The organism is Phormidesmis sp. 146-33 (assembly GCF_052939515.1).
On record NZ_JBJPHU010000022.1, the window covers coordinates 45,228 to 59,631 of the forward strand.

16 protein-coding genes are annotated in these 14,404 nt (G+C 48.1%); 8 read left to right on the forward strand and 8 right to left on the reverse strand.

Annotated features, from left to right (window positions below; translation table 11 throughout):
• Positions 1-138: 138 nt before the first annotated feature.
• A complete protein-coding gene (locus ACJ2PR_RS11355; protein ID WP_446866111.1) occupies positions 139-303 on the forward strand; it encodes an ABC transporter permease in 165 nt (54 codons plus the stop codon).
• 256 nt (positions 304-559) lie between these two features.
• Here ACJ2PR_RS11355 and ACJ2PR_RS11360 read toward each other — a convergent pair whose 3' ends face one another.
• Positions 560-739: a hypothetical protein gene (locus tag ACJ2PR_RS11360; protein ID WP_446877089.1), complete on the reverse strand. Its 180-nt coding sequence runs from the start codon at positions 737-739 to the stop codon at positions 560-562.
• Positions 740-1,026: 287 nt separating this feature from the next.
• On the opposite strand from ACJ2PR_RS11360, the gene aqpZ reads away from it, so the two are divergent.
• Together aqpZ and ACJ2PR_RS11370 are read left to right on the forward strand one after the other, a co-directional pair.
• Entirely contained in the window at positions 1,027-1,800 is a 774-nt protein-coding gene (gene aqpZ / locus ACJ2PR_RS11365; RefSeq protein WP_446856701.1) for an aquaporin Z, read from the forward strand.
• A 762-nt stretch (positions 1,801-2,562) separates the two neighbouring features.
• Entirely contained in the window at positions 2,563-3,345 is a 783-nt protein-coding gene (locus tag ACJ2PR_RS11370; RefSeq protein ID WP_446856700.1) for an SH3 domain-containing protein, read from the forward strand.
• 12 nt (positions 3,346-3,357) lie between these two features.
• Here ACJ2PR_RS11370 and ACJ2PR_RS11375 read toward each other — a convergent pair whose 3' ends face one another.
• Positions 3,358-3,492: a hypothetical protein gene (locus ACJ2PR_RS11375; RefSeq protein ID WP_446856699.1), complete on the reverse strand. Its 135-nt coding sequence runs from the start codon at positions 3,490-3,492 to the stop codon at positions 3,358-3,360.
• An 866-nt stretch (positions 3,493-4,358) separates the two neighbouring features.
• Here ACJ2PR_RS11375 and ACJ2PR_RS11380 point away from each other — a divergent pair.
• Complete coding sequence (locus ACJ2PR_RS11380) at positions 4,359-5,456, forward strand: sensor histidine kinase (protein WP_446877090.1); 1,098 nt, start codon at positions 4,359-4,361, stop codon at positions 5,454-5,456.
• A gap of 124 nt (positions 5,457-5,580) precedes the next feature.
• Here the strand turns inward: ACJ2PR_RS11380 and ACJ2PR_RS11385 are convergent, their stop codons facing one another.
• Complete coding sequence (locus tag ACJ2PR_RS11385; protein ID WP_446866109.1) at positions 5,581-6,075, reverse strand: 3'-5' exonuclease; 495 nt, start codon at positions 6,073-6,075, stop codon at positions 5,581-5,583.
• Positions 6,076-6,243: 168 nt separating this feature from the next.
• The gene (locus ACJ2PR_RS11390; protein ID WP_446856696.1) at positions 6,244-6,978 is read right to left on the reverse strand and encodes an SDR family NAD(P)-dependent oxidoreductase; all 735 of its coding nucleotides are present in this window, start codon (positions 6,976-6,978) and stop codon (positions 6,244-6,246) included.
• Positions 6,979-7,117: 139 nt separating this feature from the next.
• On the opposite strand from ACJ2PR_RS11390, the gene ACJ2PR_RS11395 reads away from it, so the two are divergent.
• The 3 genes from ACJ2PR_RS11395 (at position 7,118) to serS (ending at position 10,202) form a co-directional block, all read left to right on the forward strand.
• On the forward strand, positions 7,118-7,777 hold the full coding sequence (locus tag ACJ2PR_RS11395; RefSeq protein ID WP_446856695.1) for a SanA/YdcF family protein: 660 nt from the start codon (positions 7,118-7,120) through the stop codon (positions 7,775-7,777).
• Positions 7,778-7,894: 117 nt separating this feature from the next.
• Positions 7,895-8,815, forward strand: a complete 921-nt coding sequence (locus tag ACJ2PR_RS11400) for a hypothetical protein (protein WP_446877091.1) — start codon at positions 7,895-7,897, stop codon at positions 8,813-8,815.
• Positions 8,816-8,921: 106 nt separating this feature from the next.
• Entirely contained in the window at positions 8,922-10,202 is a 1,281-nt protein-coding gene (gene serS / locus ACJ2PR_RS11405) for a serine--tRNA ligase (protein ID WP_446877092.1), read from the forward strand.
• 243 nt (positions 10,203-10,445) lie between these two features.
• Here serS and ACJ2PR_RS11410 read toward each other — a convergent pair whose 3' ends face one another.
• Positions 10,446-10,820: a Mo-dependent nitrogenase C-terminal domain-containing protein gene (locus tag ACJ2PR_RS11410; protein ID WP_446877093.1), complete on the reverse strand. Its 375-nt coding sequence runs from the start codon at positions 10,818-10,820 to the stop codon at positions 10,446-10,448.
• Positions 10,821-11,391: 571 nt separating this feature from the next.
• Positions 11,392-11,610, reverse strand: a complete 219-nt coding sequence (gene yidD / locus ACJ2PR_RS11415; RefSeq protein ID WP_446856690.1) for a membrane protein insertion efficiency factor YidD — start codon at positions 11,608-11,610, stop codon at positions 11,392-11,394.
• Between the two features lie 93 nt (positions 11,611-11,703).
• On the opposite strand from yidD, the gene rpsD reads away from it, so the two are divergent.
• On the forward strand, positions 11,704-12,312 hold the full coding sequence (gene rpsD / locus ACJ2PR_RS11420; RefSeq protein ID WP_446856689.1) for a 30S ribosomal protein S4: 609 nt from the start codon (positions 11,704-11,706) through the stop codon (positions 12,310-12,312).
• A gap of 422 nt (positions 12,313-12,734) precedes the next feature.
• Here rpsD and ACJ2PR_RS11425 read toward each other — a convergent pair whose 3' ends face one another.
• Both ACJ2PR_RS11425 and ACJ2PR_RS11430 read right to left on the reverse strand, forming a co-directional pair.
• Positions 12,735-13,016 (reverse strand): hypothetical protein, encoded by a 282-nt coding sequence (locus ACJ2PR_RS11425; RefSeq protein ID WP_446866102.1) that lies wholly within the window; start codon positions 13,014-13,016, stop codon positions 12,735-12,737.
• 580 nt (positions 13,017-13,596) lie between these two features.
• Positions 13,597-14,277, reverse strand: coding sequence for a response regulator transcription factor (locus ACJ2PR_RS11430; protein ID WP_446866101.1), 681 nt, complete (start codon positions 14,275-14,277; stop codon positions 13,597-13,599).
• Positions 14,278-14,404: the final 127 nt, after the last annotated feature.

Here is a 14,404-nt window from a genome sequence, read left to right on the forward strand (position 1 = left end):
CTCTTGTTGATATACAAGGCGTGTAGGAGAGCCGTTTCAAGCAGAGCCTGAATTTAGAAGGAAAATCATTGTTCTGGAACTATAAGGAACATAAAATCCAGAAAAATATTAGCTTTGAAACACATTAAAAGATACCAAATGGGTTCTATAACAGTGACTGGAATTATTCGAGTTGAGCCTTGGTACAATCCGCAATACATCATTCCAATGTTGGGTATGATCCTGGGCAATGCTCTAACTGGGACTTCTCTGGCACCCGATCGCCTAGTCGAAGATTTAACCACTCCATACTCCTGTCGATAGACAATGGCTGCCTGAGACAGCGATAACTGAGCTTGAGGATGATTGGTCGCATAGACCCGCCAGCCCAACTGCTGCATTTGTTGCTCTACTGCTGCAAGGTCTAAGGAAAAGCCCACTTGAAAGCGGCGGTGTTCGACCACCCGTGCAGGTCTATCACCATATTTCCGTTGGGTAACCTGGGTCAATTGTGCTGGATAGTTCAACTGGAACAAAGATGCCACCCGATGCTTCGCCATCACTTGCTCAGTTGCAGTCGTCAAACTTTCGAGGTCGCGTCATGTTTTTTTGCCGATTCGGTTGCATCGACTGGCATCGAACAATCGTGTTGGTGTTCATAGCCCTCAGCAATCAGCAGTGTTTTGCCATCCGCGTAGTCATAGTCAACACGCTCTAACTCCACCTGTTTGCTCTGAGCGTGGCTGAGATATTCCTGCATCTGGGCATCAGCTCAATCTCACGACCTTACTCAAAAATGGGCGAACCGTGAGCTAGGTAGACCAGCCTGAAAGATTCCTCTCTAACTCCAATTTTGAAATCAATTCATGAGCTTATTAATCGAAAAGTTTGAGTCATAAACGCTTGATTCATTAATTTTTCTTTATAAAACTAGATTAGTGGATAACAGAGTTCTAACATCAGGGATCATGTTGCAAAATTTACGATTAGACCCATCTGACACTAATCGTTTGCAGCACATATTCTAACGTCACGGAGTCTGTTGAAATGCCTTTGATAACCCGCTGTGTAGCAGAATTTATTGGCACCTTTTGGCTAGTTTTGGGAGGCTGTGGCAGTGCAGTTTTGGCCGCCGCTTACACCGCAGACGCAGCAAAAATTGGAGAGAACACGTCGTTTCCATTGGGGATCGGGCTGGTCGGCGTGTCGTTGGCTTTTGGGTTGACCGTGCTAACGATGGCATCCGCGATCGGACATATTTCTGGCTGTCATCTCAACCCGGCGGTCTCCTTTGGACTGTATGCCGCCAAGCGATTTCGAGGAGGCCCCGATCTGTTGGGCTATATTGTGGCTCAGGTTTTGGGCGCGATCGCCGCTTCGGGTCTGATTTATCTAATTGCCAGCGGTAAGCCTGGATTTTCGTTAGGTGGCTCAAACCCTCTAGCAACCAACGGATTTGACGCACACTCACCCGGAGGCTATTCCCTCTTTGCTTGTCTGGTCATCGAAGTGGTGCTGACGTTCTTTTTCTTGATGATTATTTTGGGAGCCACCGATCGCCGCGCCCCTCAAGGGATTGCTCCAATTACGATCGGGCTTGCTTTGACACTGATTCACTTGATTAGCATTCCGGTCACCAATACCTCGGTCAATCCGGCTCGAAGCTTTGGCCCTGCTCTGTTTGCAGGCGGAGAACTGCTGGGACAAGTGTGGTTATTCTGGGTTGCGCCTATTTTAGGAGCGGTGCTGGCGGGGTGGCTGTACTCGGCTGTGTTTAGTGAAGCCGCGATCGCTGAAGAACACCTGAGAGAAACCGTCTGATTTGACGGATAATCTAACTAAAAAGTAACTGCCCCACCTGATTACAGATTCCGTCGATCGCAAGTAAACATTTTTAGTTAGTCACGACGCTTAGAGAGGTGAGAGAAATGAAGATGAGGCAATCCACACAGTCACAGCAATTTGCAGTCTGCTGATTTTCTCTTTTTAGCGTGAATTCGATGAGAGTTTTTTCGCTTCGTTGTTCACGGCTTCTGCCCCCCAACCCCCCAATTTGGGGGACTTTAAGAGAGGAATTCTGGTTCAAAGTCCCTCACTCGTGGGGGATTTAGGGGGCGTTCCTGGATCTAAAAGCGAAGCGTTCATCGAACTGACGTTTTTTTAAGGGAGGTTAGTGAGGAGCTTCAAGACCTCAGCCTGAGATCAAACCTGCTTCACAACAAGCGAGATTCGACGATTCACCAAGTAACGTCAATTTGCGATCGACTGCAATCTGAACGTCTGGCAGTGCCCTTTGTAAGTCAATTCTTAACTTTTTTCGCTGATTTGGTAATTTTACTTTACCCTCAATGAAAAAAGGAGGATGATACAGATGCTGAAGATTCAGCAAAATTACTGACCCCTTCTAAAAACCAACCTTTTTCTACGCATACAGTCCCCGTGTTAGTAGAAATTCTGACATTCCGTGATCGCCGCTTGCGGAATAGAGATTTCTCCTCTTGAAGGCAAAAGGGAAATCTGCTAAGGCAAGTCGATCGTGACAAACCACTTCATTTTTGTGCTGATTGAATCAGGGAGACCATTATGGAAAACTTTGCATACCTTCATGTAGCAGTTGATTATGAAGACCCCAGTCCAGAACCAGCGGTGCGATCGCTCAAAGAACTGGGACTAACGTTGCCCAACTCCACTTGGGTTGGCGTGGCGAGTTTGATGATTGCGGTGTCAATTGTGGCAACGACTCATCAAGCAATGGCGCTCATCGTGCGCGGCAATACGGGTGCAGCCGTGACTCAGGTGCAATCTGCTTTGAGAAATCGAGGCTATAGCTTGGGTGTAGATGGCGTTTTTGGTGTCCAAACCGAATCTGTCATCCGGGCGTTTCAGCGCGATCGGGGTCTAGTCGCGGATGGCATTGTTGGCTCTGCCACAGCATCGGCGCTAGGCGTATCATCATCAGGCGGCGGCACTGGCGGTGGCTCTCAGACGGGAACGGTCACCATCACAGCAGGCAGCGGCGTAAATGTTCGCAGCGGGCCGGGCACCAACTATGCGATCGTCGGCGGCTTAGGCAACGGCGCGCGAGTCAGTACCTTCGGGTCTTCTAATGGCTGGCTCAGAGTCAATGGTGGCTGGATTTCGAGCGCGTATACAGGTGGCATTGGTGGCGGCAGTGGGGGGAGCAGCCCATCGACTGGTGTCGTTACCGTCATTCCTGCGATCGGGGTGAATGTTCGCAGCGGGCCGGGCACCAATTATGCGATCGTCGGCGGTCTTGGCGGTGGGGCGAGAGTCTCAACGTTTGGCACTTCTGGCGGTTGGTATCGGGTCTCAGGCGGCTGGGTTTCGGGATCTCATGTTCAGTAAACCAGCTAGATTTTAGCGTTCTGGATTGATATCTGGACTCATAAAAGTGATGGGGCGATCGAGGTCAGGGGTTAAGAAATCTCTGGGAGCGATCGTCCCATTATTTTGTGTTCTACTTTTTGTGCATCGACCAATTTTAATTAACATGAATTCGATGAAACTTTTTCGCTTTGTTGTCAAGCTTCTGCCCCCCAAGCTGCTGATTCTAGAGAACTTTAAAGCTTCATCAAACTAACGTTTAACGGCGTTGCTGAATCAGGGGGTGTGCCCCAAAGCGGCGGGAACCCCAGGTTCAAAGTCCTCCAATTTTGGGGAATTTAGGGGGCGAAAAGATGGACACTTCTCACAGATTCATCCCTCCAATCAGCAACGCCCGTTTAACTAGCAAAATTTCTAATTCTTTAGAAAAAGTTGACTCTCTGGACAGTGCGAAGTTATTGATGCCCCTCGACAGTTGCATCAATCCGTTAACTCAAGCATATTCAGTGATGTAGATCACCCAGTTTTATCGGCAATCAATTGAGGCAGAAGTAGACGCACTCTACTTCTCGAAAAAATCATTGGCTGTTGATGCTGAAGTGTCAGGCGCACAATCTGCTCGCTCGGATAGCCATGTTCCGGGAAAGTGCGAAACCATCGGGGAACCCGTTCCAAACCGTTTGAGGCAGTTCAAGTGCTAAGACTTGAAGGACACCTAATACGATCTAATACGATCGCGTTCAGATTGACAATGATGAGCCTTACACAAGGCATGGTCACAGTCACCTGAAAGTGTCAGAGTTGAGCAAACAAAACAGTGGGTCAACGACTTCTTAAATCGGTTTGGTTTGACGAAAACTAATTAGCCTGATTGGTGTTAATTTCGCTCCAAAACTAAGATCCCCGCTCTCTCTGGGAAGCTGGGATTTTACTGTGATCATACTGTCTCCGCCCGAAACCATTCGATCGCGCTTGCGGTACGCTCAAGACGGAGGGGTCGAGTACAGAAAATTAGATCGTACAGACCAGTGCATATGTTACGTCGTTCTGTGTTTTCTAGTCTCGATCGGGCTGATTCTACTCGTTGGCTGATTGTAATTTTTTGCGCGATCGTGTTGATGTTGGAGTATCTTACGCCGCCTAGCTATGTGTTTGGCTATCTCTACATCGGTGCAATTTTACTCGCAAGTTCTAAACTGAGACGATCAGAAATTTTTCAAGTAATGGTTGTTTCAGCGATACTGACTTTTTCTAATTTGTGGTTTCCGTCAGGTCAATTAGTTGAGTCTTCTACGATTGCCAATCGCATCATTACTGTGATCGCACTGGTGGTAACGGGATTGTTAGAAATCCGAAATCGAGATTATCAAGATGCGATCGCTCAACAGCAAAGCCAACTTCAAGCTCAAGAGCAACTGTCTCGACTGAGAGAAGATTTTGTTTCGACGCTGACCCACGATCTAAAAACGCCGCTATTGGGCGCGATCGAGACCATCAAAGCCTTTCAGCGGCACGAGTTTGGGATTGTTAGCTCAACGCAGCAAAAGATTTTTGACATGATGGCGCGCAGTCATCAAACAACACTGCAAATGGTTGAGATGATGCTTGATGTTTATCGCAACGATGCCGAAGGATTGCAGCTTGACCTGGAGCCACTCAACCTCACAGACAGCGCAGAAGATGCGATCGTGACGCTGCGAGATTTGGCGGCGACTCGGCGCGTTTATCTGAGTACCTGTCATGGCGATTCTGATTTTCGTCGGGCGTTGTGGGTGATGGGCGATCGCTTGCAGCTTCAGCGAGTTTTTACGAACCTGCTGGCTAACAGTATCAATCACTCACCCAGGGGCGGCAAAGTCGAAGTCAGTCTAGAATCCTATTCCTCACACCAAATTGTCAAAATTCTCGACACGGGGCCCGGCATTACCCCCGAAGAACTGCCTCATCTGTTTGAACGATTTTATCAGGGACACAGCGATCGACAAGCCAAAGGATCTGGACTGGGACTCTATTTAACTCGGCAAATCATCGAAGCGCACGGCGGGACAATTTGGGCAGAAAATCGGTCTCCTCACGGGGCGCTGTTTGCCTTTCGGTTGCCTGCGACGAGTACTTCGGTAAGAGAGGGATGAGGGATAAGGGATGGAACCGGAATTAAAGCTAACAAGCGTGAGAGACCTGCGATCGAAGACACTTTAAACAATCGAGATCCAATAATCTACAAAACAACATTACTTTGAGATCGACTGAGCTTTATTAACGACTAGCTGCTATCACGATTCGAGCGCAGGCTTCTGCATCTGATAAGGCGTGATGGTGCACTAGATCGATTCCTAAGTAGTCACAAACATTGGGCAACTTGGTAGGGTAAATTCTCCAGGTTTTACGGGCTAGTTGTACAGTGCAAACAAAGTTTTGAGAGGGACGCACCATACCATGAGCATCGCAGCAGGCATACAGCACTCCCTGGTCAAAAGAAGCATTGTGAGCCGCGATAAAGTCAACATTCTCCAGCATGGGTTGCAATGTTTCCCAAACTTCGCCAAAGGTCGGCTCCTCAGCTACATCGTCCCAGGTAATCCCGTGAATGTCGGTAAACTTGAAAGCACGACGCGGTGGACGAATCAGCGCATGAACCGATCGTACAATCCGATGATTCTCAACCCGCACCAGACCGATCGCACAGGCACTATCTCGCCCATAATCGGCCGTTTCAAAATCGAGTGACACAAACGATCGATTCAAATTCATTCAACCTGCCTCTACTTGCTGCTCAACACACGCCATGCAATAAACCCCGCAAAGCTGAGATAGCCCAATACCGTTACCCACTCTAGCCAATTTTCGGAGGGCATCAAAAAATGATCGTTCATCGATCACGCTCACTGAGAATTACTGCTATTTTAAGCCAGACGCGCTTCACCAGGGCAAGCGATCGCCGTTCCAAGAAAAGAATTCGCCGCTGTCGTGGGCTTGTAGTTTGTCTAAAACGGTGAGTAATTGCTGAACGGTACGATCGACGCTAAACAGCTTTTCGGGCGGCACGTTGCGCTGAAAGGGGCGAGACAGATTTGTGTCCGTGGTGCCAGGATGTAGCGTGACGACGATCGCTTTGGGACAAGTGCGTTTGTATTCGATCGCCGTGTTTTTCATCAACATATTCAACGCGGCTTTAGAGGCCCGATAGCCATACCAGCCACCCAGTTGATTGTCGCCAATACTGCCAACTTTTGCTGAGATCGTGGCGAAGATGGATCGGTTTTGATGCTTGAGCAATGGTTGGATGTGTTTCGCCAAAAGGACTGCACCCATGCTGTTTGTCCGAAAATAATCCAGCAGTTGTTCTGAGTTAATATGGCGCAAACTCTTTTCTGGCTGCATCGTCTCGGTATGCAACACGCCTACACAGTTAACAACTAACTCAAGTGTGGTCGTTTCTGTCTGAATTTTTTGGATCACGCTGGCGATTTGAGATTCATCTGTAATGTCCATCGGCAGACAGCGCAAGCGAGAATCCTGAAGCGCCAATAAGTTTGACTCCGGATTGCGATAAGTCGCGTAGAGAAGGTCAGCCCGATCGCGTTGCAGCAGTTGACGCACAAATTCTAGTCCGATGCCTTGTCCTGCTCCCGTGATTAATGCAGCGATCGTCATTGTACAAAAAAATAAAGGATAAAACGATAAAGGTAAATCGATAAAACGTCCTCTGAGTATACCATTCAAGATTTAATGCGGAAAGTTGATCAGTCAGTCTGTAGCAATCTCTAATTTGTTGCAAATCGTCCCAAAATCTATGAATCGGCTCAAACCCATCCTGAAAAATCGCATTCTTTTACTCAGTTTGGCAATCGGAACACTCATACTGCCGCTTCTATTAATGCAATACGTGAGTTTTATGACGAGAAACGATCGTTACAACGCTGCTAAGAATGTACCCGTTAAACCTGTGGCGATCGTATTTGGCGCTGGAATTTATACAAACGGAACGCCTACACCAATGCTAGCGGATCGAGTACAGGGAGGAGTTGATCTTTACCGTCAGGGCCGCGTTCGCAAACTGTTGATGACCGGAGACAATAGCGCCACGAATTATGACGAAGTTACGGCGATGAAGCGATACGCAATGACATTAGGAATCCCAGAAAAAGACATCACGCTCGACTATGCCGGGTTTAGCACCTATGAAAGCTGTTATCGTGCTAAAGCAATTTTTGGCGTTACGCAGTCTGTTTTGGTGACTCAGCACTATCATCTGCCGCGCGCTGTCTACACCTGTCGTCAACTCGGAATCGATGCGATCGGACTCGGAACGCCAGACTGGGAAAGCTACGGAAATCAGGTGATGGTGCCCTACGCCCTGCGCGAAATCGCCTCGACGATGAAAGCAACTTTACAAGTGCATTTATTGCATCCCAAGCCCACTTTTTTGGGACAGTTTGAAGGCATTCGCTAAGAGAATTTAATCCCTACGGACGATTTATTTTGCTTACGTGCAAATCGTAGAATAAATGCGCTTGCGATTCACTGAACGAATGCTACAAGCAACGTAAAACCCCCCGATTTAAAGTCCATGATTACGCTAGAAAATGCTGAAATTAAGCTGAACATCCGTCCTGATTTGGGAGGTCGTCTCGATCGCTTCCAGGATCTCAAAACAGGCAAAGATTGGCTGTGGCATCCTTTAGAGTATGACGACTCAGAAACGCGATCTCTTCGAGATACCCGCAAGGGGTCGCTCTCCCTTGGTGCCTCATTTGACGACAATTGGACAGGCGGCTGGGACGAAATTTTTCCCAACGATGCCGCAGGTGAATTTCGCGGCTATCAACTCGTCGATCACGGTGAATTTTGGTCACAAAGCTGGAGAGTTGCCGACGCTTCTCCCTTGAGCGTCAAATTAATTTACGCCTGCCAAACGGTGCCCGTCAGCGTCGAGAAAACTATTCAACTCAACGCAACCCAACCGGAAGTGACGATCGCCTACATCTTCCGAAATCAATCTGATCAAACGATTCCCTTTCTGTTTAAACAACACTGCGCGATCGCCATTCAAGCCGACGACGAAATTCTGCTACCCGACTGCCTGATCGAACCCGCCTTCATCGAATTCAGCAAAATCATCGGACAAAACCAGAAAACTCGCTTTCCCAAAGCCTTTGCCGCTGACGGACGAGAAATCGAAGTGCAGAAGATTCCGCCCAAATCCTCAAAGCTGCAAGAATTTTACTACTGTTCAGATTTAGCGATCGGCGAGTGTGGCATTCGCAGCAAACAGTCAACCTTTCTCATGAGCTTCGATACGGCCGATTTCCCTTACGTTTGGCTCTTTCAAAGTTATGGCGGATGGCGCGATCACTACGTCCTGGTGATGGAGCCTGCTACAACCATTCCCTTCGATCTAGAAGTCGCTAGTCAAAACGGAACGATCGCCCAACTCAAACCCCACGCATCCCAGCAGCGTACTCTAACCGTGAAATTGCAGCGCTTCTGACAGCAGATTCCACCATCCTCTCGTGTGCGATGTATCCTGATGAATGGGCGATCGCTCAATTTCAGATTGGGCTAAACTCATAACTCAACCTGATTGGAAAAGATTTGTGCTTGACCTGAAGCTAATTCGCGAAAATCCAGAACTCGTTCAAGAAAAACTCAGCCATCGAAACGGCAGTTATGACATTCAGCCGATCGTGCAGCTTGACCTCCAACAGCGCGACTTGGAGAAAATGCGATCGCACCTCCAGGCCCGCAGCAACGAAATCGGCAAACTCGTCGGACAGAAAATCAAATCGGGCAGCGATCCCAAGGGCGAAGAAATTCAGGCATTGCGCGACGAAGGCAACCAGATTAAAGCCCAGTTGAGCGAGTTAGAGCCAGCCGAAAAAGACCTCAAAACCCAAATCGAAGCGCTGTTGCTAACCCTGCCCAATCTACCGAGTGACAGTACGCCGATCGGCAAAGATGAAACCGAAAATATAGAAGTCCGGCGCTGGGGCGATGAATATAAACCGCAGCACACAGAGATTCTGCCCCACTGGGAAATCGCTGAAAAGCTAGGCATTCTCAACACCGAGCGAGCCACCAAAGTCGCCCAGGCCAGATTTATTACCCTGCTGGGAGCCGGAGCCGCCTTAGAGAGAGCGCTGATTCAATTTATGCTCGATCGCCAGATCGCCGCTGGATACCTCGAAGTTTTGCCACCCCTTTTAGTCAATAGCCAATCGCTCACCGCCACCAGTCAGCTACCCAAGTTTGCCGAAGAAAGCTTTAAGTGTAGTGACGACGATCTCTGGCTGATCCCCACGGCCGAAGTTCCGGTGACTAACCTTTATCGCGAAGAAGTGCTGTCGTCCGAAGTGTTACCGATTCGTCACTGTGCCTACACGCCCTGTTTTCGCCGCGAGGCGGGCAGCTATGGCCGAGATACCCGTGGACTGATTCGTCTGCACCAATTCAACAAAGTCGAACTCGTCAAAATCGTTCACCCTGGCACTTCTGAGCAAGAACATCAGACCCTCGTCCAAAATGCCGAAGCGATTTTAGAAGCCCTCAAGCTGCCTTATCGAACGATCGAACTCTGTACCGGAGATCTCGGCTTTGGTGCCGCCAAATGCTACGACTTAGAAGTGTGGCTTCCCGCCGCTGGCACCTACCGCGAAATCTCAAGCTGCTCCAATTTCCTTGATTTTCAAGCTCGACGCGGCAGCATTCGATTTAAAGAAGCCGGACAAAAAGGCACTCAGTTCGTTCATACGCTCAACGGATCGGGGTTGGCCGTCGGTCGAACGATGGCCGCCATTCTAGAAAATTACCAGCAACCTGACGGGACAGTGCGCCTACCAGAAGTGTTACAGCCCTACTTAAACCGAGAAACGCTGTAACAGGAAAGGCTGGCTGGAAATAATGTCCACGTTCATAAGGACTCAAAAAAATAGAGACCCTTAACGGTAGGCATCTCTATAAAAGTCTGAGGCAAAGCTCAGAGGAAAATGATAAGGTTTGTTGCAATTATGAGCGTTAGAACGATCAACTCGCTAAACTGTCATCACAGCATCTAGTTAAGAATCAGTTAAATCGTCGCTCAAGCTATTTTCGTGCAATGGGTAGGGTTAAACCTTTGAAAATTAGCAGTAACAGCTAATATCTTCACCGCACTCATCCGCTAAATAGCACAATGCGCGAAAGCGTAGAGCAACCACCTCATCATAGAGAGGGTTGAGCTTGCACATGGGTGGAATGTGAAACAGAGTCTTGCCCAAAACTTTGACATCGCGTTCAAATGGGCATTGAGCTGGGATCACTTTGCAGAGGCGATGAGCCAAGCCTGCATCACGAACCTGAACACGATCGATCTGTTTCCGTAAAGGAAGCAACCAATCAATATTATTTTTCCGGGCAGAAGAGTCGGTGACGGTAGCAGCATCGGTAGAGTGTACTGCGGGAGAAAGTCTGACCCAACCTTCTAAGGCGATTCTTCGGTTGGTCTGTTGAGATTTCATTCTTGCGTAGCCTCAACTTGTAGTGCGTGAAGGGAATGAAGGAGATGAATAAAGACTTTAGTGATTCTGAAGTTGAATACAGCGTGACTGGCAGCACTCCCGGAAGCCTAAAACCTTGAGAGTACAAACCTCAGCAGGGACAGCTTGAAGTATAGACTAAAACTGATGTTACAGTCTGTAACCTGCCGCACCAATACTGCCTTATGTTTCGGCAGGGTAAATGCGAGAAACTACTGAACTTTAGAGACCTGTAGCGCTTTACCTCTGATAGTCTAACTTACCAAATGTGTCGATCGTGCAAAGTAAACAGCCAGTTTTTGTAGCGGAACGTAAAGGATTTGATTCTTATTCTAAACGTCTTTTGGCAAGCTTTCAGGTCTGTTTACAAGGATCATGCAGCTTTGGAATGCAGAACATGTGATCCCTGCATCGATCGAACCTATTGAGCGAAATTTAGTGCAAATTCAATAAAATGCTTCGCCAGTAAAGTGCTTCCCTACAACTGGTCATCCAAAAACGTCCCTGGATTATTGCCAGCCATAGCCCGATCGTCTCCCTCTCTATCAATCCCTCACTTTCTCTCTGGCACCGGATCATATCCCCCAGGGTTAAAGGGGTGACAGCGACAGATACGTTGAGTTGCCAGCCAAGTGCCTTTGAGGGCCCCATGACGATCGAGGGCTTCGATCGCATACTGTGAGCAAGTTGGCTGAAACCGACAGGACGGCAACCACAACGGCGAGATAAAAACTCGATAGCCCCGTACCAACCCGATAAGTAAAACCTTCATCTCAAAAAAACCACTGCATCTTCTTTGAAGTTAGCAGCTTGGCGACTATACTAGATAAGCTGTTTAAAAATTCGAGCAACAGAGGAAGTATTCATGTCGCGATATCGAGGCCCGCGCCTTAGAATTGTGCGGCGTTTAGGAGATTTACCTGGTCTAACCCGCAAATCTCCCAGACGAGCATATCCCCCCGGACAACACGGTCAAGAACGCAAAAAGCGCTCTGAATATGCTGTCCGTTTAGAAGAAAAGCAAAAACTCCGCTTTAATTACGGCGTTACCGAACGTCAACTGCTCCGCTACGTCAGAAAAGCTCGTCGGGCAGCAGGCTCCACGGGACAGGTACTACTCCAACTGCTTGAGATGCGGTTAGACAACACCATTTTCCGTCTGGGTATGGCTCCTACGATTCCGAGCGCTCGTCAGTTGGTCAACCACGGACATGTCACTGTCAACGGCAAAGTGGTAGACATTGCCAGCTATCAGTGCCGTTCAGGAGAAGTGATCGGAGTCAAAGATCGGGATGCTTCGCGTAAACTGGTGCAACAAAACTTGCAGTATCCCGGTTTGGCAAACCTGCCGAGCCACTTAGAGTTCGACAAAAACAAAATGCAAGGCAAGGTCAATGGCGTTGTAGAGCGCGAATGGATTGCCCTTCAAATTAATGAACTGCTGGTCGTTGAGTACTATTCACGTCAAGCCTAGTTTTTCAAAGTTATCGAGATTTCGCGGCACTCGAATATTTTTTCAAAACCCTTTGATCCCGTCAGTCAAGGGGTTTTTGCTTTGAGGACGCTGATCTAGGAGAATTGTTTGATTGTGGAAAGTCACTTTGAAGTAGACAGGTCAAGTTAAAGATGGCTTCGCCTGAACCCCTTGCACAGCTTGAAAACCATCTTCAGTTTTACGCCTAGCTACTCATCATTCAGGATTTTTCTAGCTTGCAGCACCAAATAGACTTTTTGAATGAACACAAATATTGATGAAGTCTTTTCGCTGCCTTGTTGGGTGCTTCTGCCCTCCAACTCTAGGGGCATCAAACCAGATTTCTGGGGAGAAGTTCCTCGCTTGTGGGGGATTTAGGGTTTGCCTGGGTTGAGAATTGCAGCGAAGGATTTTGTCGAAGGTTAAACGGGCGTTAAGGCACCTGTGATTAGACCTTCTAAGGTTAAGTATTCATCGGCGCTAAGACTGCCCTGAATGTAGGTAGAGTAGCAGTGTTTGAGCGCCCATTTGACAGCCTCCAAATCTGCCCGTTTTCGTGCAGCATTCTGGACACTCTCTAGCGTGATATAGAGGTTACGATCGCTCACCGCCACTCGATCGCCCGGAAGCCAACATTGATACGAATAACCAGCTGGTTCTGAGATAAATTCAATCAGCCAGCCGTTGTAGAGTTCTTTTTTCATCTAACAAAAGAGAATGAATCAACGGACAAAAAAATTGAGAACCTGGGGAGTTTCATGAAGATAAACAACTTTGCAGAAATAGCAGCCAAGAGTGCGCTGAGTTGAAAGCTGCCATTCGTGACAATCTCTATAAGAAGGTGCCTGTGATTAGAGGTCTGCCACAACTAACCACAGACAGAATTGCCTTCGGTTGGTTTCCTGGCTTGTTGTCGGAGTGTCCGATCGCAAGCCAAGATTTCCCCTTTCCCAGCTAACCGAAGCCTCTTGATCAGGTGTGATAAGCCAGTTAGATAGAAATCTTTACCTCGAAAAGGTCTTAGGGAGCGCGACCCAACCGAGTCAAGGTTTCACATCTGAGGGCGATCGCAAAGCCGATCAAATTTCTCTAATTTGAAACATTACTGCTTTGACGTGGAGACAAGGGGGAGAAATCGGGGAGAAATCGGGGAGAGGGTTTGAGGGAGGAGGGAGAACTTCGATGATCTGTTTCCCCTTTGGGGGTAATCCGCTTTGCGGGGAGGGATGAAAAGAGTTTTGAATTCTAAGTTTGAGCTTTCAAGTTCTCCTCACTCCTCACCTCTCACTCCTCACTCTTCATCAACCTGTATCCCAATCCATGAACGGTTTCGATAAAGTCTTCGGGAGCATTGACGGCTTTTAGCTTGTGACGGAGGCTTTTGATGTGAGATTTGACCGTCTCCTCAGTGGGTGGCTCCTGGAGTGACCAGAGGCGATCGATGATGCCTGCCCGACTCAAAACGCGCCGTCCATTGGAAACGAGCAGTTCTAAAAGCGAATATTCTTTGGGCGTGAGTTGAAGCGGCTTGCCCTCATAGGAAACTTCGTAGGTGCTGGAGTCCATTCGTAGACCGCCCCAAACCAATCCTGTGGACGATAGGCTACTGCCTCGACGCAGTAAAGCTCTGATTCTAGCCATCAGTTCTTGCAGGTCAAAGGGTTTTACCATATAGTCGTCAGCGCCCGCATCCAGACCGATGATCTTGTCTGCGATCGTATCCCTGGCTGTCAACATCAAGACTGGAAAAGTAAAGTTGCGATCGCGCAGTCTTTTACAAAAGTTGACCCCATCCAGTTTGGGTAACGTCAGATCCAAAACAATCAGATCGTATTGGAGGGCAGAGACCCACGTCCACGCCATTTCGCCATCTTGAACAACATCAACCGTATACTGGCGATCGGTCAGTGCCTCATTGAGAACGTCGGCTAATTGAATATCATCTTCAACGACTAAAATTCGCATGGTTGAGCAAGATTTGGACGCGATTTTCGGGGTAATTTCTGGCTATTGTAAATAGAGTAAGGTGATGAATTGCTATCATTTTTAATTTTGTAAATCTGATTCTTACACTTCACGTTTCTTAAAGAAG

Excerpts from the sequence above, each read along its gene's own strand:
- ACJ2PR_RS11410 (WP_446877093.1), bottom strand. The coding sequence starts at position 10,820 with ATGAAATCTCAACAGACCAACCGAAGAATCGCCTTAGAAGGTTGGGTC.
- ACJ2PR_RS11375 (WP_446856699.1), bottom strand. The coding sequence starts at position 3,492 with ATGTTAATTAAAATTGGTCGATGCACAAAAAGTAGAACACAAAATAAT.
- ACJ2PR_RS11370 (WP_446856700.1), top strand. The coding sequence starts at position 2,563 with ATGGAAAACTTTGCATACCTTCATGTAGCAGTTGATTATGAAGACCCC.
- ACJ2PR_RS11425 (WP_446866102.1), bottom strand. The coding sequence starts at position 13,016 with ATGAAAAAAGAACTCTACAACGGCTGGCTGATTGAATTTATCTCAGAA.
- ACJ2PR_RS11390 (WP_446856696.1), bottom strand. The coding sequence starts at position 6,978 with ATGACGATCGCTGCATTAATCACGGGAGCAGGACAAGGCATCGGACTA.
- ACJ2PR_RS11360 (WP_446877089.1), bottom strand. The coding sequence starts at position 739 with ATGCAGGAATATCTCAGCCACGCTCAGAGCAAACAGGTGGAGTTAGAG.
- aqpZ (WP_446856701.1), top strand. The coding sequence starts at position 1,027 with ATGCCTTTGATAACCCGCTGTGTAGCAGAATTTATTGGCACCTTTTGG.
- yidD (WP_446856690.1), bottom strand. The coding sequence starts at position 11,610 with ATGAAGGTTTTACTTATCGGGTTGGTACGGGGCTATCGAGTTTTTATC.
- ACJ2PR_RS11430 (WP_446866101.1), bottom strand. The coding sequence starts at position 14,277 with ATGCGAATTTTAGTCGTTGAAGATGATATTCAATTAGCCGACGTTCTC.
- ACJ2PR_RS11400 (WP_446877091.1), top strand. The coding sequence starts at position 7,895 with ATGATTACGCTAGAAAATGCTGAAATTAAGCTGAACATCCGTCCTGAT.
- ACJ2PR_RS11385 (WP_446866109.1), bottom strand. The coding sequence starts at position 6,075 with ATGAATTTGAATCGATCGTTTGTGTCACTCGATTTTGAAACGGCCGAT.
- ACJ2PR_RS11395 (WP_446856695.1), top strand. The coding sequence starts at position 7,118 with ATGAATCGGCTCAAACCCATCCTGAAAAATCGCATTCTTTTACTCAGT.
- ACJ2PR_RS11355 (WP_446866111.1), top strand. The coding sequence starts at position 139 with ATGGGTTCTATAACAGTGACTGGAATTATTCGAGTTGAGCCTTGGTAC.
- ACJ2PR_RS11380 (WP_446877090.1), top strand. The coding sequence starts at position 4,359 with ATGTTACGTCGTTCTGTGTTTTCTAGTCTCGATCGGGCTGATTCTACT.
- rpsD (WP_446856689.1), top strand. The coding sequence starts at position 11,704 with ATGTCGCGATATCGAGGCCCGCGCCTTAGAATTGTGCGGCGTTTAGGA.